Genomic DNA, 26,216 nt, shown 5'->3' with positions numbered 1-26,216 from the left:
CCCTCTTAAGTTATAACGAATTAGTTGTTTAAGCCATCTAAGTAACGTTCAGCATCTAATGCTGCCATGCAGCCTGTACCGGCTGATGTGATCGCCTGACGGTAATTGTGATCCATAACATCTCCCGCGGCAAAAATACCCTCAATGCTGGTTTGTGTGGCATTACCTTCAAGACCTGATTTGACGATAATGTAGCCATCTTTCATTTCAAGTTGGTCTTGAAATATATAGGTATTTGGCTGGTGGCCGATAGCAATAAAAGTACCCATAACATCAATTTGTTCAATATTATTTGATTGCGTGTCTTTGATACGAACGCCCGTTACGCCCATTTCATCTCCTACGACTTCTTCTAAAGTGCGATCAGTATGCAGAACGATATTACCGTTCGCGACTTTATCCATAAGGCGATTGATTAATATTTTTTCGGCGCGAAATGTATCTCGGCGGTGAATTAAATGAACTTCTGATGCGATATTGGATAAGTATAATGCCTCTTCAACCGCTGTATTACCGCCGCCCACTACAGCCACTTTTTGGTTACGATAAAAGAAACCATCACAAGTTGCACAAGCTGATACGCCTCGACCTTTAAAGGCCTCCTCTGATTCAAGGCCCAAATATTTAGCAGAAGCACCTGTTGAAATAATCAGAGCGTTACAAGTGAATTCGGTTGAATCACCTTTTAAGAGAAAAGGGCGTTGGCTAAAATCTACTTCATTTATATGGTCAAAAATCATTTCGGTTTCAAAGCGTTCTGCATGTTCTTTCATGCGGTCCATAAGCGCAGGACCCGTTAAACCTTCAGCATCGCCCGGCCAATTTTCAACTTCGGTCGTTGTGGTTAATTGACCTCCTTGTTGCATGCCGGTTACTAATACTGGTTTTAGATTTGCACGAGCAGCATAAACCGCTGCGGTATAGCCAGCAGGACCAGAACCAAGAATAAGTAAATTACAGTGCTTAACGTTGCTCATGGAAGCTCCATATTTGAATACGATGAAAGGTGAAAAAGTCGTGTTCGGATTGTAGGGAAAATGAAGGATTAAAGAAAGTAATAGATGTCATTTCATGATTTTTTAGCGTTTATCATCAATTAAAATACGAGTATAAAATAGTGTTTAGTGAAAAACTTTGCTTATAACTTTCATTTAATTACTTTAGCAGTTGTTTGAACTGGTTTGCTGGTTAAATTTAAGTTTAATAGTCTTTATTATTGGCATTTTATCAAATATATACCTTTGTAATTTGAATCAATGGCAGGATCTTCTAATCTTAATGTGTCATTAACATTAAGGGAGAATATCATGGAACGTTTAGCCTTAGATCGAATAGAGCATGATTTACAGCTTTTTCGTATAGAGACAGAGTTGTTGAAATCAATATTACCTAGCTTTGGATTTCTTCCACGAACTAATCATGCCGATGGCCAGTATCGTTTAAGACGCTATTCGGTGGTGAATTTACTGAACGGAAAAGTTCAGCCAAGTGATAAGCATGAATTTATGCAATCCAGTGATATTAATCATTTCCAAGGTGATGTTGTTAGACAATTTGAAGGGATAGAAAACGAAGTATTAGGCAGTGTTGGATTGCTGACTATGTGCCAAATTTTTGCTCAATCCAACCAGTTACCTAATGGTCAAGAAATAGAAATCCACCAAATGCGAGTCGTAAGTTTATTGGATGAAACTCCCGTTGCGCCAGAAGGGGTTCACCAAGATGGATTTGACTATATCGCTTTGATTGGAATTGCCCGTAATAATATCGTGGGGGGGGAGATTATGTTGTATAAAGATAATCATGAAGCCCCGTTCTTTCGTAAAGTCTTGGACGATGGTGACGTTGCTATTCTTGATGATCATCATTTTTGGCATAATGCTCAACCAATTAGATCGATTGAACAAGATAAAGAGGGCTATTTAGATATTATTGTTTTGACGGCTAAGGAAGGACGCAATGTTTAATTCAGTTTTCCCTATTAGTCTCATTCGAAAGGCTTTTCCTGCATTAAATCATGATTGGGAGGGGAACCCCGTTATTTTTTTTGATGGCCCTGGTGGATCGCAGGTCCCTGATACCGTGTTATCTGCGATGCATGCTTATTTGAGTCAGTATAATTCTAATCTTGGTGGTGCGTTTTATTCTAGCAAAGTTACGACGGATCTCATGGCCTTGGCTCGTTCTCATATATCGAATTTTATTCATGCTGAACAACCCGACAATATCGTTTTTGGCGCGAACATGACCAGTTTAACTTTCCAAATGAGCCGTACGATTGCTAGAGATTGGCAACCAGATGATGAGGTTATTGTGACGAAACTTGATCATTACGCCAATGTATCGAGTTGGCAGCAAGCGGCACAAGATAAAGGAGTATTAATTCATCAAATTAATGTTCGCTCTCCGGAATGTGATATTGATTATGAACAACTTGCTAATAAAATTAATAAAAAAACCAAGTTAATTGCAGTGACGATGGCTTCTAATACAACCGGAACAATTGTTGATATTAAGCGTGTTGTTGCGTTAGCAAAATCGGTTGGGGCGATGGTATACGTAGATGCCGTACACTATGCCCCACATTATTTAATTGATGTACAAGATCTAGGTTGTGATTTTCTGGTTTGTTCAGCTTATAAGTTTTTTGGTCCACATATTGGACTGATGTATATTGCACCTAAATGGCTTAATACTCTTACTCCTTATAAGGTTGAACCCGCGACTAATGTAGGGCCGGGGCGCTTTGAAACAGGGACACAGAGTTTTGAAGCTCTAGCTGGATTAATTGCCTGCATTGAGCACTTGGGAGCACTGGGCAGTGAGCACCAACCGTTAAGACAGCGTTTAGAGCAAAGTTTTCAACAATATCAAGATTATGAACATCAATTATCTGAATACTTTTTAGCACAGCTCCAACGCTTTCCTCAAGTTAAGCTTTATGGACACTCGAGTTCGCAGGTGGCGCGGACGCCAACTTTTGCTTTGAAAGTTGAAGGAAAGGATTCTCTGGACATCGCTCAAAAACTTGCGACATGTAATGTCTGTATTTGGAGTGGGCATTTTTATGCAAAAGGTCTAATTGAACAACTGCAGTGTGAGCATCTTGGCGGTTTATTACGAGTGGGCTTAATGCACTATAATACACCGGAGGAAATTGATGCATTTTTTGATTACTTTCGTCAATGCTTGGAGTAAGCCAGTGAATGATATAAAAATAATTTATTGAATCAAAGAGTTGAAATTCTTTGATTCAATAAGAGTCAATGATCATTGATCGAAGGTTATTTCATAAGAGGTGAATTTTCGAATATTAATAACGCCGGTATCTAAAATAAGGTATTGGCCTTTTATTCCTTTCAACACGCCAGATACGATAGGGTTTTTATCAAAGTTATGAGACGTGATTTTTACGGGGTGTTCGTCTACCGGGTAATGAATAGGAGTAATGTCATCGGATAATATTTGTATTGCATCCTCACCAAATTCCTGACGAATCGATTTAATAGTGGACTCGACAAGTGGTAAAAGTTCAGCGAATTTTTCTTCTAAAGCTATTGGTTTACCATCTTCTTTTAAGAGTGTGCGCCAGTTAGTCTTATCGGCAATATGCTTGGCTAATTCTACTTCTATTAACCCCGAGATATATCGTGTTTTTACTTTGAAAATAGGTAAACCTTGAGTGGCACCTTGATCAATCCATCGAGTTGGAATTTGTGTGTGGCGAGTTATACCTACTTTTATACTTGAAGTGTTTGATAAATATACAAAGTGATCAACCATACAATTGGCTTCACCCCATTTAGGTTCGCGGCAGGTGCCTTGATCGTAGTGGCAAGTCTCGGGCTTCATTATACACATATCGCAACTGGCGAGTTTTTTCATACAGATAAAACAGTGTCCTTGAGAGTAGCTTTTCTTCGTTTTTTTTCCGCAAGAAGAACAAAAAATATTGCCAGTGTGGTTTAGTGAAATGGTTTGACCAATGTAATGGTTCAACTCAATGAGTTGGTCACCAACAGGAAGTGAATATTGTACTTGACCATTTTGATCTGAATCTAAATTGGAATGCAGTTTTGAAAGATTTCCAGTAACAGTTAATGACATGCTTACACTCTTATTATTAATTTTGCGTAGTCTATCGAAATTTTGACTATGTTCATACCGCTGAGAAGCAAAGTCAGCGATCATAAAATAGAAATTGAATTTACATAGTCCCATGTCATTGTAAATTAAAATAATGTAAGGGGGTGAACCCCATCTATTTGAATCTATTCGTGCTATATCTATAATGATTCTAATTTAACGGTATTGATTTAAATGACATTTTATCAGCTAAGGTAATTTATGCGTACTCTCAACCTTACTCGCAATAAAGTCATCCTATTCATCATAATTATTAATATCTTACTGACTAGCTTATATGTCATTTTGGGTAAACAAAAAGCACTGGTGATCTCACCTGATCATTTTCAATATGTCGCTCATACGGATCAAGTTGTTGGGGGTAAAAGTACGGCTAAGTTAGTTCTATCGGAGCAATCCGCAATTCTTGATTGTGAATTACGTCTGAGCGTTTACCCGTGGCCATATTGTGAAGTGACAATCACTTTATCTGATGCTCTTACTAAGGGATTAGACTTATCTGGGTATCAATCGGTGTACTTAGATTTGGATTATCAAGGACCAGATGAGGGGGCTCAGAGAGTAAGGGTGTATATTCGAAATTTTGAACCTAATGTTTATAATCCCAAAGACGATAACACCTTAAAATATAATGGCATTGAGTATAAGCCTGGCTACGGAAAAGGTGGTCGAGAAGTGGGTTTTGATAAGTTTCAAGTATTAACATGGTGGTTATTTGATTATCACGTTGAGTTAGAGAATTCGGGCGTAAATGTTAATAATGTTCCTATGATCCAGATTGCTAGTGACTCCGGTTCAACGCTTGGGCATCATCAAATTAGAGTGAATAGCATTATCTTTAAAGGAAACTATATCCAGCCAGTATGGTTTGCTGCTTCATTACTGTTTATTTGGGTGTTTGCTGCGATTATATATCTGCTTTTACAATTGATTGGCTATCGTAAGCGGGTAAATAAAATGGAAAAACACACTAAGCACTTAGATAAGTTAAATGAAACATTGGCAAATAAATACAGTCAAGCTGCGCAAATTGCTTTAAAAGATGAATTAACAGGGGCAAGTAATCGACATGCCATCCGTGAATGGCTTGATAAGATGGCGAGAAAAGTACGTTGGAAGATTTCAAGTCTTTCGATTATTTACTTAGATATTGATCACTTTAAAGCGGTGAATGACCATTTTGGGCACCAAGTTGGTGACCATATTTTGCGTGAGTTCGTTGAATTAGTAGGATCGCAACTGAGGGACGGGGACCACCTTGTCCGCTGGGGTGGGGAGGAGTTTATTATATTTTGCCCTGATGTCACTTTGGATGTTGCAATTAATATTGCGGAAAGAGTATGCAAAGCGATTGAAGTACATCAATGGCAAGAAGTCGGAAGCGTGACGTGCAGTCTAGGTGTGGTTGAGATGTCGCCGTCAGAACGAATTACAGAGGTAATTGCAAGAGCAGATGAAGCGCTTTATAACGCTAAAAATAATGGTCGGAATCGAGTAGAAGTATCTGTTAAATTAGACTAGTTACTGGGACTGGATATCTAGCAACTTTTCGTTAAAAGCATGAATTAACGGGACGATTCAAAATAAATTATTGGTTTAATTGGGCCTAAAAACTTAGGCTTAGAATCTAAAATGTAAAGGTCGAGAAAAGCTTTAGCACGGGCAAATACTTCTCTTAAGCGAATTTGAAAGCCTGAATCATTTTCCGGCCCAGGAACCGCTAAGCATTGAGCATTAATGTGGTTATATTGAGCAATATATAAAGCACGTTCACAATGAAAATCTTGTGTAATAATAAGAAAGTTATCGGCGAGAAAGATTTCTCTTGCTCGAATAATCGAATCCAATGTACGAAATCCTGCGTAGTCTAAATAAATGGCGCTTTCATCCACCCCTGCTTTTAACAAATCACGTTTCATTGTCCATGGTTCATTATAAGAACGATGTGCGTTATCTCCACTTAAAAGGAAAGATTTTACTTTACCCATTTGATGTAGTTCTATTGCGGCGTCTATACGGTGAGAGTAATAAGTATTAAGTGTGTGACCAATGTACTTGCTAGTACCTAATACCATCGCAACGTCGTACTTAGGCACATTAGCTACATCATGGTAGATGGCGTCCTGAGTTTTCCAGCTGATGATTCTGTCGATACAAAGAATGACAAGTAAACACAGCAGAAATAGAAATAATAAAGCGATAAGGCTTCTAGTAAACCATTTTATCAGTGGGTGTTTGATTTTAGGGGGCAATATCATGGCTTCCATTGATTAATCTATAAATCTTTCAAGCCAGAAAGAACAATGGCCATTTCCCATTGGTTGTGTGTTATTAATCATTGAATTCCCCAAAATCCTTTATGTAAGTGACATTTGATAATACCAGTCAACCGATAAGGTGAAAAACAAAAAAGCCTTCTTTAATGCAAATATTAAAGAAGGCTTACTGTGTCTTGTCAAAACTGTACGTTTTCTAACCTAGAAAGCGGTTCGTTTATAACGACGATATTCTGGTTGCCAAAAACCATTCTCAATCGCAGCTTCAATCGCTTCATCGGTAATTGACAGTGCAACGCCTTGTTCAATCGCTTTTTTTGCAACAGCAAAGGCTATTTTCTTCGATACGGAATGAATTTCTTCTAAAGGTGGCAACAATGCACCTTTGCCTTTTATTGCCAGTGGTGAGCATTCCGCTAACGCACGACTAGATTCCATTAACATCTCGTCTGTAACTCGTGAAGCTGAAACCGCTAAGACACCTAAACCTATACCCGGGAAAATGTAGCTATTATTACATTGCGCAATAGGGTAATCCTTACCTTCAAACTTCACTGGAGCAAACGGGCTACCTGTTGCAATCAACGCTTTTCCATTTGTCCATTCGAAAATGTCTTGAGGTGTTCCTTCAACGCGGCTTGTTGGATTAGATAGGGGGAAAATAATTGGGCGTTCACAGTTTGCATGCATCGCTTCAATAACTTCTTGGCTAAATAATCCTGGAACACCTGATACACCGATAAGAACGGTTGGTTTGGCATTGTGCATAACATCTAACAATGAGAATCCTTGTTCTTCGCCTTTCCAGCCAGCAATGTGCTTATTCTTTTGAACGAGCCTTTGTTGGAAATCGAGTAAGTTTTTCATGCCCTCTTGTAATAGTCCCCATCGGTCTACCATGTATACTTGAGAGCGAGCTTTCTCTTCACTTAAGCCTTCAGAAATCATTTGAGCAATTATAGCTTCAGCAATACCACAACCTGCAGAACCAGCACCAACAAAAGTGATACGTTGTGCCGATAACTGACTTCCCGCAGCGTGACAAGCGGCAATCAGTGAACCAACAGTAACCGCTGCTGTTCCTTGAATATCGTCGTTAAAGCAACAGACTTTATTTTTGTAGCGCTCTAATAAAGGCATTGCATTTTTTTGTGCGAAATCTTCAAATTGAATTAATGCGTCAGGCCAGCGGCGTTTAATACCTTGCATAAAATCATCGACAAATTTGTCATACTCGGCACCAGTAATACGAGGATGACGCCAACCCATATACATAGGATCGGCAAGGCGTTGAGGGTTATTCGTTCCCACATCTAAAACAATAGGAAGAGTATAAGCAGGGCTAATACCACCACAAGCAGTATATAGGGCTAACTTTCCGATTGGGATTCCCATACCACCGATGCCTTGATCACCAAGGCCTAAAATACGTTCACCATCGGTTACTACGATGACTTTGACATTTTGGCTAGTGGCATTGTTGACTAGATCATCAATGCGGTCACGGTTTGGATAAGATATAAATAAGCCACGACCGCGGCGATAAATATTGGAGAAGTTCTCACAAGCTGCACCTACCGTAGGAGTGTAAATGATAGGCATCATTTCTGAGATGTGGTTTTGTACAAGACGGTAGAATAGCGTTTCATTTGTGTCTTGAATATTACGAAGATAAATGTGCTTATCCATATCGCTTTCGAAAGCTTTATATTGTAGATAAGCACGTTCAACTTGTTCTTGTATTGTCTCTGAGGCTTCTGGCAATAAGCCTTCTAAATTGAATTCTTTTCTTTCTTCAAAGGTAAAGCCACTACCTTTGTTGAGAAGAGGGGTAGCCATTAAAACTGGGCCAGCATAGGTGATGTATAAAGGACGTTTATCGTTATTCATTTTCGGACTCTTTTTCTTCGGCGAGCAAGATATCATTTATAGAGGATTTCTATTTGAGTATAGGTATATCATAAAATTATCACTAATATTGTAAACAATTTTGATTTAATGTTTGGCTTTAGCGCACAAAAAAATACCTAAGTTTAAACGACATAAATTGAAAATGTTATAATTACTATTATTTCAACTTTAAAATCAATTGTTTATATTTTTTCTTGTTATTATGTCGAATAATAAATTTGATATTAAATCGATTGTTATTGTATACAATATTGGTGTTTATAGTGTTTATAGATGAAATGATTTTAATCAATAAATAGTGTGAGATAAATCATAACTTTGAATTTTTTTGATAATATAGGGGAGACTCAGGAAATTTCTGTGATTTTAATCTAATAAAAATACAAAAAGCCAGATATTATCTGGCTTTTTGAGGGAGCTGATGACTAAACGATCAAGTCATATTCATTTCGTAGTACATCAATAATTTCTTGTTTAGGATTATTGCTTAAAATGACTTTTTTTCCGGTCACTTTTTCTGCAATATTGAGATAGGTTTTAGAAATCTTCATTATCTCTTCTTGAGGCAGAGAATTGTGTTTGGCAAGTGCAAAACGTTCATCCATACGGTTCTTGTTTAAAAGAATATCAGGATCAGGAAAATAGTTTAGTAAGAATTGACGAAAACCTTCTTTTGAGTTTTCAACGATATTACCAGCTTGGTATTCTGTCTTGTCCCAGATACGAGAAGAGTCTGGTGTCCCAACTTCATCCATATAAATCAGTCTTTCATTACCAGTTGCATCGTTAACGTATCCAAATTCAAACTTGGTATCGACAAAAATTTGATCAACTCTATCTAGAGCTTCACTAATCACTTTAAAGCCATCCTTTAAGAGTTTCTCATAATGAGTAATATCTTCTACTTTTGAAAAGTTAAACGCTTGAAAGCTTGCTTCAATATTATCTCTAGACACATTTACATCATCAGCTTCAGGGACATTGGGAATACCTTTCAAAATGCCTTTTGTTGATGGTGTAATAAGAAGTTCAGGTAATTTTTTATCTTTTTCTAATCCTTCGGGAAGATTAATGCCACAAAACTTACGTTCGCCTTTTTCATAAGCGCGCCACATTGAACCAGTAATATATTGGCGACAGATTGCCTCAATCATGATAGGTCTAGCTTTTTGAACGATCCAAATAAATGGATGAGGAATATCGAGAATATGACTATCTGCAAGTTGGTTGTCTTTGAATAATTGAAACCAATGATTTGAAATTGCATTTAATGCAGCACCTTTTCCTGGTACCCCATTTAACCCACCTTCACCATGCCAAATACAATCAAACGCCGAAATGCGATCACTGATTACCATAATGGCTAATGGTGCATTGTCAGCAACATTGTAACCCTTTTGTTTTATAAGGCGATGGCTGTCTTCTTCGGTTAGCCAATAGACAGAACGCACTTTTCCGCTATGCACAGGTTTATCAGTACGAATGGGAAGGTCGTCATTCACGGCTAGTACTTGGTTAGCAATGCTCATTTCCATATTCCTAATTGAGGCTAGGCTTAAAAACAGGTATGAAGGTTACATACCAGAAAGCGGCATAATAACAGAACACGGCTTATTTCTTCCAGTTAAAAAGCAAACGTTTGCTCTCTATTTTTATGAATCGAATTATTTACGTAATTTCACCATAACAATGGATCTACTTTGAAACGATTAATGCAGATTTCGTGTCAAGGTTTGGCGAATATGTTGATCCATAAAAAAGATTTCACAACTCACTTGTTTTGCTTTGAGCGTTAACTCATTTTTTTCTTCCTCTGTGAAATTATCACCAGAGACGATAGCACTAGCATTCTGTGCCTTGAGGGCTTTTAAAATGATGTCTTTCTCTGACATTGAAGTGGACGCTTTAATTTTAATTACTTTATTCGTATCAATACCAAAGGCTATGAGTTCAGAGGTAGTTGGCAGAGTTGCTTCTGAAGTAAAGAGTAACCAACTCGGGCGTTTAGAAAGCATAGATAAACGAGATAATAGTGGGCTGCTGGCTGAGAACATATCTTCATTGGAAGCAAGCGTAGCTGATGAATGATTAAGTAAAGCTGTATTGTGAGTAAACATAATTAACTGTCCATATATCCATACTGTATAAATAAACAGTATATCTAGTTTGGTGTTAGATCAAGTCATTTATTGAGCGATTTATGATTAACTGTGATTAATGTCACTTTTAATTTATGGTTTTTAAAAACTGATGTAATAATTGATTACTTATAAATCATTAAAAATTAATAGTTTATAAAAAATGCAGCATAAGATGTCTTGTTTTTCCATATATGACTACTTATTTTGTGCTGTTTTAATTATGCGTAGTTCTCAATTACACACTATTGTTATTTTGGGATTAAATTCATAGGAATAAAAAATGAATAAATATTTAGCAGAATGTTTTGGTACGTTTTGGCTAGTACTTGGTGGGTGCGGTACTGGCTGCAGCATTTCCTGATTTAGGTATTGGTTTTGTCGGTGTTTCACTTGCATTTGGTCTAACGGTCTTGACGATGGCTTTTGCTATTGGTCATATTTCAGGTTGTCACCTAAATCCAGCAGTATCTATTGGTTTATGGGCCGGTGGTCGCTTCCCAGCAAATCAACTTTTACCTTACATTATTGCTCAAGTTGTTGGTGGTATTATTGCCGGTGGCGTACTTTACGTGATTGCATCAGGCCAAGCTGGCTTTGATCTTGCGGCAGGTTTTGCATCAAACGGCTATGGTGAGCATTCACCTGGTGGTTTCTCAATGATGTCTGCACTTGTGACTGAAGTTGTGATGACTATGATGTTCTTGATTGTTATCCTTGGCTCAACCGATAAACGTGCTCCTGCCGGTTTTGCTCCAATCGCAATTGGTCTATGTTTGACTCTAATTCACTTGATCTCTATTCCTGTAACGAATACGTCAGTAAACCCTGCACGTAGTACAGCAGTAGCTATCTACGTTGGTGACTGGGCTACTGCTCAGCTTTGGTTGTTCTGGGTTGCACCGATTGTTGGTGCAATTTTAGGTGCTATAGCGTATCGCTTTATTGGTTGTGAAAAAGCTGAGAATGCCTAACACTATATACATCTATCGTTAAAATACGTTGACGATATATATTAAGCCAGTAGCGATAGCCGCTGGCTTTTTTGTGCTTATCTTTCTGGTTATTTTGTTAGCCTTAGACATTATTGAGTACGAATGTATCAATTACTATCCTCATGCCTTCCAACAATAGCGGTTATCTGCATTTAAAACATCGTTGTCTATAAAAATAAAATACATTAAGTGAATTTACACATAATGTTGGTTTTATTATGAAGTGGATTTAGGGTATTTAAGGGGGGTAAATAAGTATAAAAAAAGCCTGAAGATAAAACTTCAGGCTTTAGCAGTATTGAATCAATAAATAAACTTAATCGCGGTTTGTAATGCCAAGAATGCTTAGCAAGCTGATAAAGATATTATAAATAGAAACATAAAGCGTAATCGTTGCCGATATGTAGTTTGTTTCTCCACCGCGAATAATGCTTTGGGTTGTTAGCAGAATTGCACCTGTTGAGAATAGGATAAACATTCCGCTTAATGCTAGGTGGAACATCGGAATTTGAATAAAGAAGCTTGCAACCATCCCAATGATCAATACAACAGCACCAGCCATCATAACACCGTTTAAAACGGATAAATCACGCTTAGTGGTCAGTGCATAAGCAGAAGCCGCCATAAAAGATAGTGCTGTGCCACCAAGAGCGGTAATAATCACATCCCCCATGCCTTCCGCTACATACATACTTAGAATTGGGCCTAAGCTGTAACCTAAGAAGCCTGTGAATAAGAAAGTGAAAACGAGACCTAAGCTTGAGTTACGGTTTTTCTCTGTTAAATAAAGCAAGCCATAGAAACCTACTAGCATCAGAATCAGTCCCGGGCGAGGCAAGTTTAATGCCATGGATACACCGGCAACAACCGCAGACCAAAGCAAAGTCATAGACAATAAAAAGTAAGTGTTGCGTAACACTCGGTTTGTTTGTACAACGCTTTCGCTTCTTGCTGAGCGTGATGTTAATGGACTATTCATAGTTTCCCTCGTTAATAACACTTTACTTAAGGATACATAAATTACTTAAGTTATTCTTACTAAGTACATAAATTGAGTCAAAAGTTCACTTTTTCAAGAGGCACTTAAAAAATATGTTAGTAATGATTCTACTTAATTGTAGCCTGACTACGACGGTTAAGTTGTAACATCATATGTGTGCGATTGATGGCCCAGTTAAGAAAGTAAAGATCTTTGAAATAACAGATATTATTCTTTCATGGTAACCCAGTCTAAATTGATGCTGCTATCCATTGATTGGAGGAATGGTAGCATTCTTTCAAGTGCTTCGAGTTGGGATGCATCTTCGCAATAATCACGAAGTACATGGTTAATTTGCTCTACGTCATGATAGGCCGAGGTGATTTCTTGAACTTGTGAGTAGGGGACTCGTGCAAACAAAAATGCTTCACCTAATTTTTGTTTCCATTGCAGGTTAATTGGTTTGTTATTGCCGTCGACCTCAAACGCGAGATATTGAGTTTCTTCATTAACCAACCTTGATACCGAATAACATAACTGTGTTTCTTTTCTTTGAGTTAATTTCTTGCAGCTGGATTCTATCCAAGCCTTGCTGTTAAAGCGTGACGCAATTTTCGATTGCCCAAATAGTGGTAAGCCAAACAAGTCGATAATGTATTTTCCTTTTGACTCGTTGAGCAGTTTTTCTAAAGATTGTTGCCAAAATAGAGCTTGATGATGAGGGTTTGATACATCGACATTTAAGTATTCCATTAGCATAGTTTCATTTAATGCATCTGGAATAGATTGCAAAATGGCCACGATATTATCACCAATTTCAAGAGTAGAAGAGGGTTCAAGTACGTCAAATTTTGAAAGATGGCGTGTTTCTTTGGCGTTTAAAATGGCAAAACAGTGCTCTTTTAAAGCCTGTGGTAATAAATAATCTAGAGACTCATCGATATATGCATACAACTTGCTCGGGGTTACAGGGACGTCACAAGCCACTTTGAAAAATCCAGTTTCTTCATCGTAGCATTTGCTAGAAAGAAGGTACTGAATAAAAGCATCATCTTTAATTGTGCAAACATTAAGTATTAAAGTAATACGTTTTGTTTTTAATTTCATCCGTTTATAACCTATCCCTATTTTAAAGAGGCGTCATTTTAGGTGTTAGTAAAATGACTGACTAGGAAGTAACTGAAAAAGAAAGTAAAAATGAGAGGGATGTTTTGTTATAGCGGTTAGGATTTCATCATGGTTTCACTATATTGAATCAATAAGAGGGTAATTTTATAGGGTGATAAATGTCTGCTTATTCACACTTTTATTTTTTATATTCGCAATACTACATTGTGGTAATGCGATTACTCGCAAAATAGATGAATGAGTAAACTTATCTCTGTATATAGATATCAACAAAACTATTCTCTAGATGTTAATTAAACACATAAGGAAATATTCTATGTTTAAGTTAAAACATCTGGCGATTGTCATTGGTGCATTCTCTTCAGCTCATGCAATGGCGGAGATGAATATTCAGCCAGATCCAACAAACCCAATCGGTTATGTGGTTTCAAAAGCGGATATACTCGCTTCTGAGCAAGCGAAAACATCTGACCCAATGTATGATACTTGGGCGAAAGCCTTACAAACGCGGTTAAATTCTGTTGTTGAGGCAATTGTACCGGGGTCATCATCTAATCCTGAAAATGTAAAACGAGTTGAACGTGTTTTTTCTCAGTCTGACTGGGACTACATGACTCAAATGGCCGCGCCAGAGTACACATATACTCGCTTTTTAAGAGCGATAGGTAAATTTTCTGCTTTTTGTGGTGAGTACACAGATGGACGTGATTCTGACGCAATATGCAAAAAATCGATTGTGACCGCATTTGCTCATTTCTCTCAAGAAACGGGTGGTCATATTTCGAAAGAAAATACATCAGACAACCCATTAGCACTTGAAGAATGGCAGCAGGCCTTAGTTCATGTCCGTGAAATGGGGTGGGTAGAAGGACAAGCGGGTTATACGACAGGTTGTGGGCAAGATGATTGGCAAAATAAACGTTGGCCATGTGCGGTTGGCGAGGGTTATTTCGGTCGTGGTGCAAAACAACTTTCTTACCATTTTAACTACGGTGCTTTTTCTGAAGTCATGTATGACGGAGATGCGACCGTCTTACTTAATAATCCGGGATTGGTCGCTGATTCTTGGTTAAATCTTGCTTCTGCAATCTGGTTCTTCTTGACACCACAAGCGCCGAAGCCTGCGATGTTGCACGTAATTGATCGCACTTGGGTACCGTCTCAACGTGAATTAGATGCTGGTATTGGATACGGTTTTGGTACGACAATCAATATTATCAATGGTGGTATTGAATGTGGTGAACAGAATAAAAATAAAGGCCAACCAGTTAATCGCATACGTTACTGGGAAGGTTTAGCGGCTCATTTTCAAATTCCGATTGAAAACGATGAAACAAATACTTGTTGGCAGCAGACACCTTATGGCAGTTTAAATCTTAATGGTGCTACTAATGTGCTGTACACCAACTGGGACGGTAACTGGAAATATTATGCCGATCGCCCTGGTGGTTATTCCTTTGAATGTGAATTAGTTGGTTTTCAAACAGCTTATTCAGCTTTGGTTGAAGGTGATTACGAAAAATGTGTGACCAATTTTTATGGATCCCACGCAGGGTGGCCAGAAGTGAGAGTGGTGGATAATTTAGATCCGATCAATCCAGATCCTGTAGACCCACCAGTCGGCGGTATTGCTTCTTGGGAATCTAATAAAGTTTATACGGCTGGTAATCAAGTTGGTTATGAAGGTGGCATTTATGAGGCTCAATGGTGGACTCAGGGTGACTTACCGACGGCTGGCGGAGCATGGAAACCTGTTTCGATAACCACTCCTACTGAGCCCGTACCTGCACCAGAACCGCTTTCTGAACCAACACCAGATCCTATAACGAACCCAAGTGATTTCATTGAATGGGTAGCAGGGCAAACTCAAGCTGGTGTTGGTGATAAAGTGACCTATAACGGTAAATGTTTTATGGCTAAAAATGCTCCCGGTATATGGGAAACTCCAGTCGAATCGAATTGGTTTTGGGATGAGATTAGCTGTCAATAATGTGGTGAATAGATAGCGGTTAAGTGGTCAATCCTATTTGCTATAAAAAATAACCCCAAGGTTAATTATTTAACGATTGGGGGTTATTTCAATAGATTATATACGGTGTCTAATTGAATTAGAAGTTTGCACTGCGTGGAGTACGAGGGAATGGGATCACGTCACGAACGTTGCCCATGCCTGTTACGTAAGAAACCAACCGCTCGAAACCTAAGCCAAAACCAGCATGAGGCACAGTGCCGTAACGACGTAAGTCGCGATACCAAGACATATGTTCAGGATCGATGCCCATTGCAATCATACGAGCATCAAGCACATCTAAACGCTCTTCACGTTGAGCACCACCGATAATTTCACCAATACCTGGAGCCAGTACATCCATAGCTGCAACCGTTTTACCATCATCGTTTAAGCGCATGTAAAATGCTTTAATGTCTTTAGGGTAGTTTTTCACGATAACAGGCGCTTTGAAATGCTCTTCAGCAAGGTAACGTTCATGCTCAGAAGACATATCGATTCCCCATTCCACATCAAATTCAAACTTACGGCCTGAATCTTTTAGAATTTGGATAGCATCGGTGTAGTCTACTTGCGCAAAATCAGCGTTAACGAATTGCTCTAGACGAGTGATCGCTTCTTTATCAATGCGAGAAGCAAAGAATTCAAGGTCATCACGACGCTCTTCAAGAACTGCAGCAAATACGTATTTCAACATGTCTTCGGCTAATTTAGCTGCATCATCAAGATCCGCGAAAGCGATTTCTGGCTCAACCATCCAAAACTCTGCAAGGTGACGACTGGTGTTTGAATTTTCTGCGCGGAAAGTAGGGCCGAATGTATACACTTTGCTTAGTGCACAAGCATAAGCTTCTGCGTTAAGTTGACCAGATACCGTAAGGAATGTTTCCTTACCGAAGAAATCTTCATTGTAATCAACGTTGCCTTTGTCATCCAAAGGGAGGTTGTTATGGTCCAATGTTGATACTCGGAACATTTCACCAGCACCTTCAGCATCGGATGCGGTAATCAATGGAGCCGATGTCCAGAAGAAGCCTTGTTCATGATAAAAACGGTGAATCGCTTGAGATAAACAGTTACGAACACGGGCAACCGCGCCAATCACGTTAGTACGTGGGCGAAGGTGCGCCACTTCACGTAAATATTCAATAGAGTGGCGAGTTTTGGCCATCGGATAAGTATCAGCATCTTCAACCCAACCGACGACTTTTACAGCGGTAGCCGCCAGTTCAAAATCTTGGCCTTTTGCTGGCGATTCAACGATGATTCCTGTGACTTCAACAGAGCAACCTGTAGTCAGTTTTAGAACTTCATCATTATAATTATTTAACTCATTAGGGACCACGGCCTGAATCGGGTCGAAACAAGAGCCGTCATAAATGGCAAGGAAAGAGATTCCAGCTTTGGAATCACGACGTGAACGGATCCAGCCGCGTACAGTTACTTCACTGTCTACGGGTAATTTTCCGTTTAATACGTCTGTTACAGGCGCGTAAGTCATGTTATGTGTATTCTCCATTAAATGCTCTTTAGATTCAGAAGGGTAATTAGGCTTCTAGCCACCATTTCATAAGAAATTCCTGAAAATGGGATGAGCAAACTATTTTATAATTTACCTAGTTTTATTATTCGTCTAGCACTATGTGATGAAAAAATATTCAATGTATTTCATAGTGACAGGTAATGACATATTACCTGTCATAGTTTCTGCTTCAACCTTTATTGTGTGTTTCATGGCATTTTTAATCGATTGAATTTGAATTGATGTGATAGAAAGTAAAAATAATAGGAAAAGGAAAAGAAATGAACGTTTTGTGGGGTTACAATAACTCTAAATGACGCCATCTAATGAAACCAAAAGCTTAACGTTGAGAACATCGTATGAAAACCTATTCTACAGTATTGGCTTTATCTATTACCTCTTTGCTAATGGGGTGCTCAAGTATCGGCGGGGATCAAGTCTCAGTAGGATCCGCGACTGATGTGAATGAAAATATAACGTATCAAATTGATCCAATCACGAAAAGTCGAGATTTACAAACGGCTTCTTATTGGGCTAAGTGTGATGAAAAACTTGATGGTGTAGGTTACCGTTACCGAACCTCGGTTTATCAAGATGGTCGCGAGCAAACAGAATTATATGTTCGCTTGAAATCATCAAGAGGAACATATGGCATCCATAAAGCGTTTAATCAACAAGGTCAAAGTTATAAGGTTAAGACTTATCAACCTGAAATAAAATCGGACTCGGTGGTGTATGAGCATATTGGTATTATTTTTTCACCTGAACAACTTCATCAAGCAAGCCAAACACCGATAAATTTGCATCTAATTGGAAACAACAATAATTGTACGATTATTGTTGAACAACCGGTTAGCTTCGCTTTTGAAGAAAATTTAAAAGCATTACTTGCACAAAAATAACACTTTATTTTCAACAATAAGATTTACCTCGGTATTTATTCATAATTAGGAGATAACATGGGGATCACCCGTATTAACCCATGCGAACGTTGGTCTGATGTAACGGTTTATAATGGCATTGCTCATTTTGTTGAAGTGGCTGATTCAGACACAAAGGCTGATATTCGTGGTCAAGCGCAACAAATTTTTTCTCAAGCCGAATCAATGTTAGCCAGTATTGGGAGTGATAAAAGTCGAGTGTTATCTTGCACTATTTATATAACTAACTTTGCAAATTTTGATGCATTTAATGACGAATGGGAAGCTTGGTTTCCTGAAGGCTGTGCACCAAGTCGAGCTTGTGTAAAAGCGGAGTTAGTGAATCCTGAATTGTTGGTGGAAATTGCTTTTGTTGCCGCCGCGGGGGAGTAATAGCTGAACATATTGTAAATCTTCGATGTTACCAGCTTCATCGCGTGAATATCGAGCAACAAAAAGGGCACACTGGTTTAGTCCGGTGCACCCTTTTTAGGCGAGCTTGTTCTTGATTAGAAGCTAGTGCATATAGAATCTAAACGGTATAAAAAACAAGTCTAGTTTCTAATTTTTTATTATTAACAGATGACTTTAATCGCTAATCCACCTTGAGAGGTTTCTCGGTATTTCGCGTTCATATCTTTTCCAGTTTCAAGCATGGTTTCGATGACTTTATCTAAAGAAACTCGAGGTTCCGATGAACGACGCATTGCCATGCGAGTGGAGTTGATCGCTTTAACTGCAGCAATACCGTTACGTTCGATGCAAGGAACTTGAACTTGTCCTGCTACTGGATCGCAGGTTAAGCCTAAATTATGTTCCATGCCGATTTCTGCAGCCATGCAAACTTGTTCAGGACTACCACCAAGTAGTTCCGCAAGACCAGCCGCAGCCATTGAACATGCCACCCCAACTTCACCTTGGCAACCAACTTCAGCGCCAGAAATAGAAGCGTTTTGCTTATAGAGGCCACCAATAGCACCAGAAGCCGCAAAATAACGAATATAATCTTTTTCTGTCACCGTTTGGATGAACTTATCGTAATAGGCTAAAACGGCAGGAATAATGCCACAAGCACCATTGGTTGGTGCTGTCACAACGCGACCACCTGCTGCATTTTCTTCATTTACGGCAAACGCATACATGTTAACCCAATCGATAACCGCCATTGGATCGGTAGAGGTATTTGATGAAGTTAATAACTGTTGGCGTAAAGCTGAAGCGCGACGAGGTACACGTAGTGGGCCCGGTAAGATCCCTTCAGTATTCATGCCTTTTTCCATGCAGTCACGCATGGTTTTCCAGATATTAGCGAAATAAGTACGAACTTCATCTTGTGAATGTTGGGCTGCTTCATTTTTCATTACTAATGTGCTGATTGATAAACCATGTTCTTTACATAGGTTAACCAGCTCACTGGCTGAATTAAATGGGTAAGGAACTTGAATCGCTGATTCTACTTTCTTACCAAACTGTTCTTCATCGACAATGAAACCACCACCGATAGAATAGTAGGTTTTAGATACCACTACTTCCTCACCAATCCACGCATGAATAGTCATGCCATTTTCATGCAAAGAAAGATTGGTTTTTTGGAAGTTCATTCCGCCTTCTTTTGGGAAATCTACTGTATGGCAATGCATGCCTACAGGTAAGCGTTCTGTTTCTTCCACACGAGCAATAAAGCTCGGAATGGCGTCAATATCTACGTGTTCTGGCGTGTTTCCTGCCAGCCCCATAATGATTGCAATATCAGTATGGTGACCTTTCCCTGTCAGTGATAATGAACCGTAAACATCGACAGTAATTTTTGTAATATCACGTAATTTACCTTGACCTCGAAGGTCATCAATAAATTGTTTACCGGCTTTCATTGGTCCAACGGTATGAGAACTGGAAGGACCAACACCAATTTTGTAGATATCAAAAACACTGATCATGTTATTACCTCTGATAAGCCTCTTTCAATTAAGAGGCTTTGATTTTTGCTGTTACAACGTACGCCCATTTTCTTGATATTGTGCGTTTAGAGCATAACATCAATGCTTGGGGCATAGGTATAACAGCTTTATTATATTGTTTCTGAGATTTTGTAATGATTAGCTAAATTATAGTTTAAAAATCTATATAGACAGCGTCATATATCAAAAGGAGGCGTAGATTACAGAAGTAATCGCTGCAACACCACAAATTGCTGTAAAGATTTGTGCAAAAGCGCTTGTTTTGAACTTCGACATAGCTGGCACTTTACGCATTGCATAAATTGGCATGATAAATAGGATTGCCGCAATCATTGGCGCGCCCATTGATTCGATCATACCTAAGATGCTTGGGTTGATGATTGAAATGACCCAAGTTGTTAGCACAATAAACAATAATGAAACTTTGTTAACTTTTGTTTCAGTCATGTTTGAGCGTGATTTTACTAATCCAACAAGGCCTTCATGCGCCCCGAGGAAGTGACCAAAGTAACTTGAAGTGATTGCAGCGAAAGCAACAATTGGACCTAAGTAAGAAATCATTGGAGACGAGTGAATGTTCGCTAGGTAAGACAATACACTGATATTTTGGGCTTGTGCTTGGCCTAATTGTTCTGGTGTTAAAGACAAAACCACTGAGAATACGAAGAACATAACAAATGCCATTAGCATGGTTGCTGCGCCACCCGTAATCATATCGGTTTTTTTCACCGCGTTTTCACCATAAACACGACGTTGCTCTTTCGCGAACTGGCTAATAATAGGGCTATGGTTAAATGAGAACACGATAATAGGAATAGCAAGCCAGATGATTTTTGGCATTTCACCCCAGTTTGGCGTGACTTCTGTCATGGATGTGTTCCATTCAGGTATAAGGAAGATGGAAAGTGCAAGTAGAATGAAAACAAGAGGGTAAACCATCAGAGAGGTTACTTTTAACATCAATTCTTTACCAAAAATTACACCACAGGTCATTGCAGTGATTAAAGCACCAGATAATAACCAGCGAGGAATCGTTTCCAATCCAAGTTGATTAACTAGAAAAGAATCGACGGTATTGGTAATGCCGACACCGTAAATTAACACAATAGGGTAAATAGCAAAGAAATAAGCAAAAGTAATGATGGTTGCTCCTGTTTTGCCAAAGTGTTCTTCAACCGTATCTGTAATATCGGCATTAGGATTTTTTGCAGACAGAACGAAACGTGCTAACCCTTTATGCGCCAACCAAATCATAGGCATAGCGATGATTGCGAGGATAACGAGTGGCCAAAAGCCGCCAGCGCCAGCCTTAATTGGAAGAAAAAGAACACCAGCACCAACGGCTGTACCGAATAGTGATAGTACCCACGAAAAATCTTTATAATTCCATTTGCTTGAGGTCGCGGTCGCGCCTTGAGCAGTATTTAGTGTGTTAGTTTGCATTATTAAATTCTCTTAATTTTGGGAACAGGAAGAATTGTGGAGGATTATCCTTATTTCGCGTCACAAAAACAGGATCAAAATCAATTAATATCGCTAACTTTGCAGAGTTGTTGCATAACTTGCGCTGCGTCACGAAAATGAAACGAGTCAGATAAGAAAAACTAATTAAAATTAGTAATAAAACTATTCCGATTGATGGTTATTCAATCACTGTACTTTTATTGGACGTAATTTGGATACAGGGGAGTAGATAATTGGTTTGCATTGATGGGGTGATGTTAAAATGATGGTTTGTTTTTTGTTAACGTATGAACAAAAGAGTAAGCGGCATAACAAAGGATATACTCGAGTCACTTTAAGGTGCTGAAATGGGCACCTTGAAGTGACTTGGGTATAAACATTATTCATAATAAAAATTATCTAGGTGATATTAGGTCTCGCTGGTTATCTATAGTGTTTTTAGTGATAGCAGAGCAATGCAGTTGGATTTGTAATGCTTGAATAATTTGAGCGGTAACTCCCCAAATAAAATGCTTTTGATAGTTAATGGCAAAGATGTGATGTTGTATGCCTTTAATGCACATTTTTTTTGTGAAAAGGTTGGTGGGGTCAAATAGGTAAGAGGCAGGCACTTCAAATAGATAGTCAACTTCATTAGGATCAATTTGGTATTCATATCGTTCATCCACGATGGCAACGAAAGGCGTAATGTTAAAGCGGCTTATTGTTGTAAGCGCTGGTAGTTGCCCAATGACTTGTACTTGAGAAGGAGGTAAACCGATTTCTTCTTGCGCTTCCCGTAGAGCGGTGTGCGTTAAACTTAGGTCTAATGCTTCAAATTTTCCTCCAGGGAAACTGATTTGCCCTGGGTGATTTTTCAAATGAGATGCACGTTTTGTTAGGATAACCGATAACCCCTCTTTTCGATCAACGCATGGGATCAATACCGCGGCTTTCTTTAACGACTTAGTTTGCAGGTGCGCCACGCGACTTAAGCTTTCTGGCTGATAATAACTTGGAATATTCAATGAAAACTGCCGTAATAAATCTTGTTTATTCATGCACATTCCTTAACTATTCGGTTAACTACTAATACTCGAAAGTACAGGTAGGATTCGGCTGACTTTATCGAGAGTTTCTTGGTATTCAGATTCTGCATTACTGTCAGCCACAATACCGCCACCGGCCCATGCATACAAATTTTGTTGATATGAGATCAGTGTTCGAATTGTAATGTTGCTGTCCATATTTCCACAACGACTAGAGTAAACAATACTGCCACAGTAGAGATTACGACGATGAGGTTCGAGCTCTTCAATAATGGCCATCGCGCGAACTTTTGGAGCACCAGTGATGGAGCCTCCTGGAAAGCATGCTCGTAATAAGTCACTAGAGTTTTGATCTTTATTGAGTATAGCACGTATGGTGCTGACTAAATGATGTACAGCAGGGAAGCTTTCGACTTCAAATAAAGCTGGAACGGAGACACTGCCTGGTTTGGCAACGCGACCAATATCATTTCTTAGTAAATCAACAATCATTAAATTTTCTGCCTGATCTTTTTCGGCGTGCTTGAGTTCGTGAGCCAGGTGTTGATCTTCTGCTTTAGATTTTGATCTAGGGCGTGTTCCTTTAATGGGTTTTGTTTCAATCTTATTATGATTGAGTTGTAAAAAACGTTCTGGAGAAATACTAATAACTGCTAATTCATCTGTACGAAGAAAAGCGGAAAAAGGAGCATGATTAGCCGATTCTAATGCTTGATAAGCTTGCCATTCACTTCCTTGATAATGTGCTTTGAATCGTTGGGCTAAGTTTATTTGGTAGCAGTCACCTGATCGTAAATACTCTTGAATTACATTGAATTTTTCAATGTAACTGTCTTTTGACATGTTAGCCTGCCAATTAGACGTGAGCGAGAACTTTGATTCTGTAAGTTTAGAATGAATCCTAATCTGTTCATCCAACCATGCTTTATGTTGTTCAATATTGTTCCCAACAAAATGTGCTTGTTTTTTTTGATGATCAACGATTAATGCCCATTCATATATACCAAATGCCATGTCTGCTGTTGGAATATCTTGCTGAGCGGTGGTTGGTAAAAATTCTATTCTACGGCCTAAATCATAACTAAGATAACCGAGCGCTCCGCCAATAAAAGGCATGTCTTCAATGGAGTCTAAAGTCGGTAATAGCGTTTGTTGATAATGATGTAATAAAGAAAAAGGGTCATCTTGCGAGGTGATATTGATCGATTCAGGGCCGTCTATCGAGATGATTGTCGTATCACCATGAGTGACTAATCGGGCAATTGGTTTAGCGACCAATATATCAAAACGGTTATTGGGGTGCCCTTCAGCGGCTGAGCGCAATAACATAGACCAAGGTAGTTGGTGTATTGATGTAAAAAAGTGTTTAGCTAGATCATGAGAATAAGGGTGAGACTCAATTGAAAGTTCATTTTGATGAAAAGTAGTCTGTTTTTGAGTCATAAGAGAAATATTTTTATTATTCATTCTGTAATTTGTGACAAAGGTTCAATAGTTACGTGGCATCCATTGGGGAGCAAGAGTATCATAAATCACAATTAAGCAATGAAATAGTATAAGTAAAGTGAGTCGATAACAGATTGGTTTATTCAAATCCTGCTTCCCAAAAGGATTTGCTGATGACTTAAGGTGACAATGTCACGTATTAAGTTATTCCAACCTGTGTCCTAATTATTATAATGTATAGAGGCATGTATGACCGTCATTCGTAAGCAAGATGTGATCAGCAGTGTTGCTGACGCCCTTCAATATATTTCTTACTATCACCCACTGGATTTTATTCAAGCGCTTGAAAAGGCCTACCATAAAGAAGAAAGCCAAGCGGCTAAAGATGCAATCGCTCAAATTTTAATTAATTCACGTATGGCAGCAGAAGGGCATCGACCAATCTGCCAAGATACTGGGATTGTAACTTGTTTTGTGAATATTGGTATGGAAGTGAGTTGGGATGAAACCGATATGACGGTCCAGCAGATGGTCGATGAAGGTATTCGTCAAGCTTACACGAATCCAGAGAATCCATTGCGTGCCTCCGTATTGTCCGATCCTGCTGGCAAACGTATTAATACCAAAGATAATACTCCTGGTGTTGTTCATATCAATATGGTTCCGGGCAACAAAGTTGATATTCAAATCGCAGCTAAAGGTGGCGGCTCAGAAAATAAAACGAAAATGGTGATGCTAAATCCATCCGATGATGTCGCTGAGTGGGTTGAAAAAACGTTGCCATTGATGGGCGCGGGTTGGTGTCCTCCAGGTATGCTTGGTATCGGTATTGGTGGTACGGCAGAAAAAGCAGCGGTGTTAGCGAAAGAATCGTTAATGGAACACATTGATATTGCAGAGTTAATTGAACGTGGCCCTGAAACAACAGAAGAAAAATTGCGTGTTGATATTTTTAATCGAGTTAACCGCTTAGGTATTGGTGCACAAGGTCTTGGCGGCTTAACTACTGTGGTTGATGTAAAAATCAAGACCGCGCCAACGCATGCGGCTTCTAAGCCGGTGTGCTTAATTCCAAACTGTGCGGCGACTCGTCACGTTCATTTTACATTAGATGGCTCTGGCCCTGCAGATCTTACACCACCTAAACTCGAAGATTGGCCACAAATTACTTGGGAAGCTGGCGCGAATACTCGTCGAGTGAATCTTGATACTGTGACAAAAGAAGAAGTTCAAGAGTGGAAAACTGGTGATACGGTTTTATTAACAGGTAAAATTTTAACAGGTCGTGATGCGGCACATAAGCGTCTTCAAGGCATGCTTCAAAGCGGAGACGGATTACCTGAAGGAGTTGATCTAAAAGGTAAGTTTATTTATTACGTTGGTCCAGTGGATGCTGTTGGTGATGAAGTTGTAGGGCCCGCGGGGCCAACCACTTCGACTCGTATGGATAAGTTTACCGACATGATGCTTGATGAAACGGGCATTATGGGCATGATCGGTAAGGCTGAACGTGGACCAGACACCGTGGAATCAATTAGAAAGCACAAAGCTGTTTATTTGATGGCAGTGGGTGGTGCTGCTTACTTAGTAGCAAAAGCGATTAAAAAAGCGCGTGTTGTCGCTTTTGAAGATCTGGGGATGGAAGCCATCTACGAATTTGAAGTGGAAGATATGCCTGTAACGGTTGCCGTCGATTCAACAGGGGCAAATGCTCATCAAATTGGCCCTGATACTTGGAAAGTGAAAATTGCTGAGATGGAAGGGTAAGCAATCCGCAATATAAATGGATCTGTTTTAAGGGAGCCTATTTGGCTCCCTTTTTCATGATCTTCTTTAAATAAACCAAGTGATACGAAAGGTTACTTGGTACTAACATAGATATTTATGTGAATAAATCCCTGACTAATGGCGTGAAATTGATTATAGTTTGATGAGTAGAATAGATAACAGGCTGAATATTTAGGAGATTTTATGCCACGTTTTGTACAGATTTTGCAGATACTTATTGCTGTAATTGTCGGTGGTTATGTTGGTGTGCAAATGATTCTGCACGGTATTGCTATCTTCAACACCAGTAACAATTGGTTTGCAGTAATGACGGTTGTACTTGGTTTATTACTAGAACTATCATTATTCATTATTTATAAGTTGATAGAAGAAGATTAAAGCAATTTATACAATAAAAAATGTAATTTAAAGGCTTGTACCCATATGGTGATACAAGCCTTTTTGCTTTTTTGATGATCGGTATATGATTGATTACTTAGTTGAAGTGACTTAGCAGAACCCTGATTAAT

General features: G+C 38.9%; 21 protein-coding genes and 1 pseudogene. 9 read left to right on the top strand and 13 right to left on the bottom strand.

Translation table 11 applies throughout. The annotated features are described in order from the left end of the window. Window positions 1-20 precede the first annotated feature (20 nt). On the bottom strand, window positions 21-977 hold the full coding sequence (gene trxB / locus VCASEI_RS07465; RefSeq protein WP_089110127.1) for a thioredoxin-disulfide reductase: 957 nt from the start codon (window positions 975-977) through the stop codon (window positions 21-23). Window positions 978-1,307: 330 nt separating this feature from the next. Here trxB and VCASEI_RS07460 point away from each other — a divergent pair, with 330 nt between their 5' ends. Continuing rightward, window positions 1,308-1,967: a 2OG-Fe dioxygenase family protein gene (locus VCASEI_RS07460; protein WP_086963206.1), complete on the top strand. Its 660-nt coding sequence runs from the start codon at window positions 1,308-1,310 to the stop codon at window positions 1,965-1,967. Next, complete coding sequence (locus tag VCASEI_RS07455; protein ID WP_089110126.1) at window positions 1,960-3,198, top strand: cysteine desulfurase-like protein; 1,239 nt, start codon at window positions 1,960-1,962, stop codon at window positions 3,196-3,198. The genes VCASEI_RS07460 and VCASEI_RS07455 overlap by 8 nt, the downstream gene beginning before the upstream one ends. Window positions 3,199-3,270: 72 nt before the next feature. Here the strand turns inward: VCASEI_RS07455 and VCASEI_RS07450 are convergent, their stop codons facing one another. Further along, a complete protein-coding gene (locus VCASEI_RS07450; protein ID WP_089110125.1) occupies window positions 3,271-4,107 on the bottom strand; it encodes a DUF2797 domain-containing protein in 837 nt (278 codons plus the stop codon). 240 nt (window positions 4,108-4,347) lie between these two features. On the opposite strand from VCASEI_RS07450, the gene VCASEI_RS07445 reads away from it, so the two are divergent. Continuing rightward, entirely contained in the window at window positions 4,348-5,667 is a 1,320-nt protein-coding gene (locus VCASEI_RS07445; RefSeq protein WP_089110124.1) for a GGDEF domain-containing protein, read from the top strand. Window positions 5,668-5,711: 44 nt separating this feature from the next. On the opposite strand, the gene VCASEI_RS07440 is transcribed toward VCASEI_RS07445, so the two are convergent. From VCASEI_RS07440 to VCASEI_RS07420, 4 genes are all read right to left on the bottom strand, one after another. Further along, complete coding sequence (locus VCASEI_RS07440) at window positions 5,712-6,413, bottom strand: SanA/YdcF family protein (RefSeq protein WP_089110123.1); 702 nt, start codon at window positions 6,411-6,413, stop codon at window positions 5,712-5,714. 210 nt (window positions 6,414-6,623) lie between these two features. Next, on the bottom strand, window positions 6,624-8,312 hold the full coding sequence (locus tag VCASEI_RS07435) for an NAD-dependent malic enzyme (RefSeq protein WP_089110122.1): 1,689 nt from the start codon (window positions 8,310-8,312) through the stop codon (window positions 6,624-6,626). A 446-nt stretch (window positions 8,313-8,758) separates the two neighbouring features. Next, window positions 8,759-9,862 carry a phosphoribosylaminoimidazolesuccinocarboxamide synthase gene (locus VCASEI_RS07430; RefSeq protein ID WP_089110121.1) on the bottom strand — a complete coding sequence of 368 codons (1,104 nt, stop codon included), beginning with the start codon at window positions 9,860-9,862 and terminating at the stop codon, window positions 8,759-8,761. Window positions 9,863-10,042: 180 nt separating this feature from the next. After that, complete coding sequence (locus tag VCASEI_RS07420) at window positions 10,043-10,450, bottom strand: hypothetical protein (protein WP_086963220.1); 408 nt, start codon at window positions 10,448-10,450, stop codon at window positions 10,043-10,045. A gap of 304 nt (window positions 10,451-10,754) precedes the next feature. Here VCASEI_RS07420 and aqpZ point away from each other — a divergent pair. Next, a pseudogene (gene aqpZ / locus VCASEI_RS07415) lies at window positions 10,755-11,445 on the top strand (aquaporin Z). A gap of 337 nt (window positions 11,446-11,782) precedes the next feature. Here aqpZ and VCASEI_RS07410 read toward each other — a convergent pair. Further along, window positions 11,783-12,445, bottom strand: a complete 663-nt coding sequence (locus VCASEI_RS07410) for a Bax inhibitor-1/YccA family protein (protein ID WP_086963222.1) — start codon at window positions 12,443-12,445, stop codon at window positions 11,783-11,785. 228 nt (window positions 12,446-12,673) lie between these two features. Then, complete coding sequence (locus VCASEI_RS07405) at window positions 12,674-13,552, bottom strand: hypothetical protein (protein WP_089110120.1); 879 nt, start codon at window positions 13,550-13,552, stop codon at window positions 12,674-12,676. Between the two features lie 337 nt (window positions 13,553-13,889). Here VCASEI_RS07405 and VCASEI_RS07400 point away from each other — a divergent pair, with 337 nt between their 5' ends. Further along, complete coding sequence (locus VCASEI_RS07400; protein ID WP_089110119.1) at window positions 13,890-15,563, top strand: glycoside hydrolase family 19 protein; 1,674 nt, start codon at window positions 13,890-13,892, stop codon at window positions 15,561-15,563. 118 nt (window positions 15,564-15,681) lie between these two features. On the opposite strand, the gene asnS is transcribed toward VCASEI_RS07400, so the two are convergent. Then, window positions 15,682-17,082, bottom strand: a complete 1,401-nt coding sequence (gene asnS, locus VCASEI_RS07395) for an asparagine--tRNA ligase (protein WP_086963357.1) — start codon at window positions 17,080-17,082, stop codon at window positions 15,682-15,684. 380 nt (window positions 17,083-17,462) lie between these two features. Here asnS and VCASEI_RS07390 point away from each other — a divergent pair, with 380 nt between their 5' ends. Beyond that, complete coding sequence (locus tag VCASEI_RS07390) at window positions 17,463-18,005, top strand: hypothetical protein (protein ID WP_086963229.1); 543 nt, start codon at window positions 17,463-17,465, stop codon at window positions 18,003-18,005. Window positions 18,006-18,062: 57 nt separating this feature from the next. After that, window positions 18,063-18,416 (top strand): RidA family protein, encoded by a 354-nt coding sequence (locus VCASEI_RS07385; RefSeq protein ID WP_086963231.1) that lies wholly within the window; start codon window positions 18,063-18,065, stop codon window positions 18,414-18,416. A 182-nt stretch (window positions 18,417-18,598) separates the two neighbouring features. On the opposite strand, the gene VCASEI_RS07380 is transcribed toward VCASEI_RS07385, so the two are convergent. The 4 genes from VCASEI_RS07380 to pabB all read right to left on the bottom strand — a co-directional run bounded on the left by VCASEI_RS07380 (window position 18,599) and on the right by pabB (window position 23,940). Further along, a complete protein-coding gene (locus VCASEI_RS07380) occupies window positions 18,599-19,960 on the bottom strand; it encodes an L-serine ammonia-lyase (protein WP_086963233.1) in 1,362 nt (453 codons plus the stop codon). 204 nt (window positions 19,961-20,164) lie between these two features. Then, window positions 20,165-21,424, bottom strand: coding sequence for an aromatic amino acid transport family protein (locus VCASEI_RS07375; RefSeq protein WP_089110118.1), 1,260 nt, complete (start codon window positions 21,422-21,424; stop codon window positions 20,165-20,167). A gap of 416 nt (window positions 21,425-21,840) precedes the next feature. After that, a complete protein-coding gene (locus VCASEI_RS07370; RefSeq protein WP_086963237.1) occupies window positions 21,841-22,491 on the bottom strand; it encodes a CoA pyrophosphatase in 651 nt (216 codons plus the stop codon). A 15-nt stretch (window positions 22,492-22,506) separates the two neighbouring features. Further along, window positions 22,507-23,940: an aminodeoxychorismate synthase component I gene (pabB, locus tag VCASEI_RS07365; RefSeq protein WP_162621035.1), complete on the bottom strand. Its 1,434-nt coding sequence runs from the start codon at window positions 23,938-23,940 to the stop codon at window positions 22,507-22,509. Window positions 23,941-24,168: 228 nt separating this feature from the next. Here pabB and VCASEI_RS07360 point away from each other — a divergent pair, with 228 nt between their 5' ends. Further along, window positions 24,169-25,686 (top strand): fumarate hydratase, encoded by a 1,518-nt coding sequence (locus VCASEI_RS07360; RefSeq protein ID WP_086963239.1) that lies wholly within the window; start codon window positions 24,169-24,171, stop codon window positions 25,684-25,686. Between the two features lie 204 nt (window positions 25,687-25,890). Continuing rightward, the gene (locus VCASEI_RS07355) at window positions 25,891-26,085 is read left to right on the top strand and encodes a hypothetical protein (protein ID WP_086963241.1); all 195 of its coding nucleotides are present in this window, start codon (window positions 25,891-25,893) and stop codon (window positions 26,083-26,085) included. Window positions 26,086-26,216: the final 131 nt, after the last annotated feature.

The organism is Vibrio casei (assembly GCF_002218025.2).
GTDB lineage: Bacteria > Pseudomonadota > Gammaproteobacteria > Enterobacterales > Vibrionaceae > Vibrio > Vibrio casei.
This window is presented reverse-complemented; position numbering and strand designations above follow the sequence as displayed.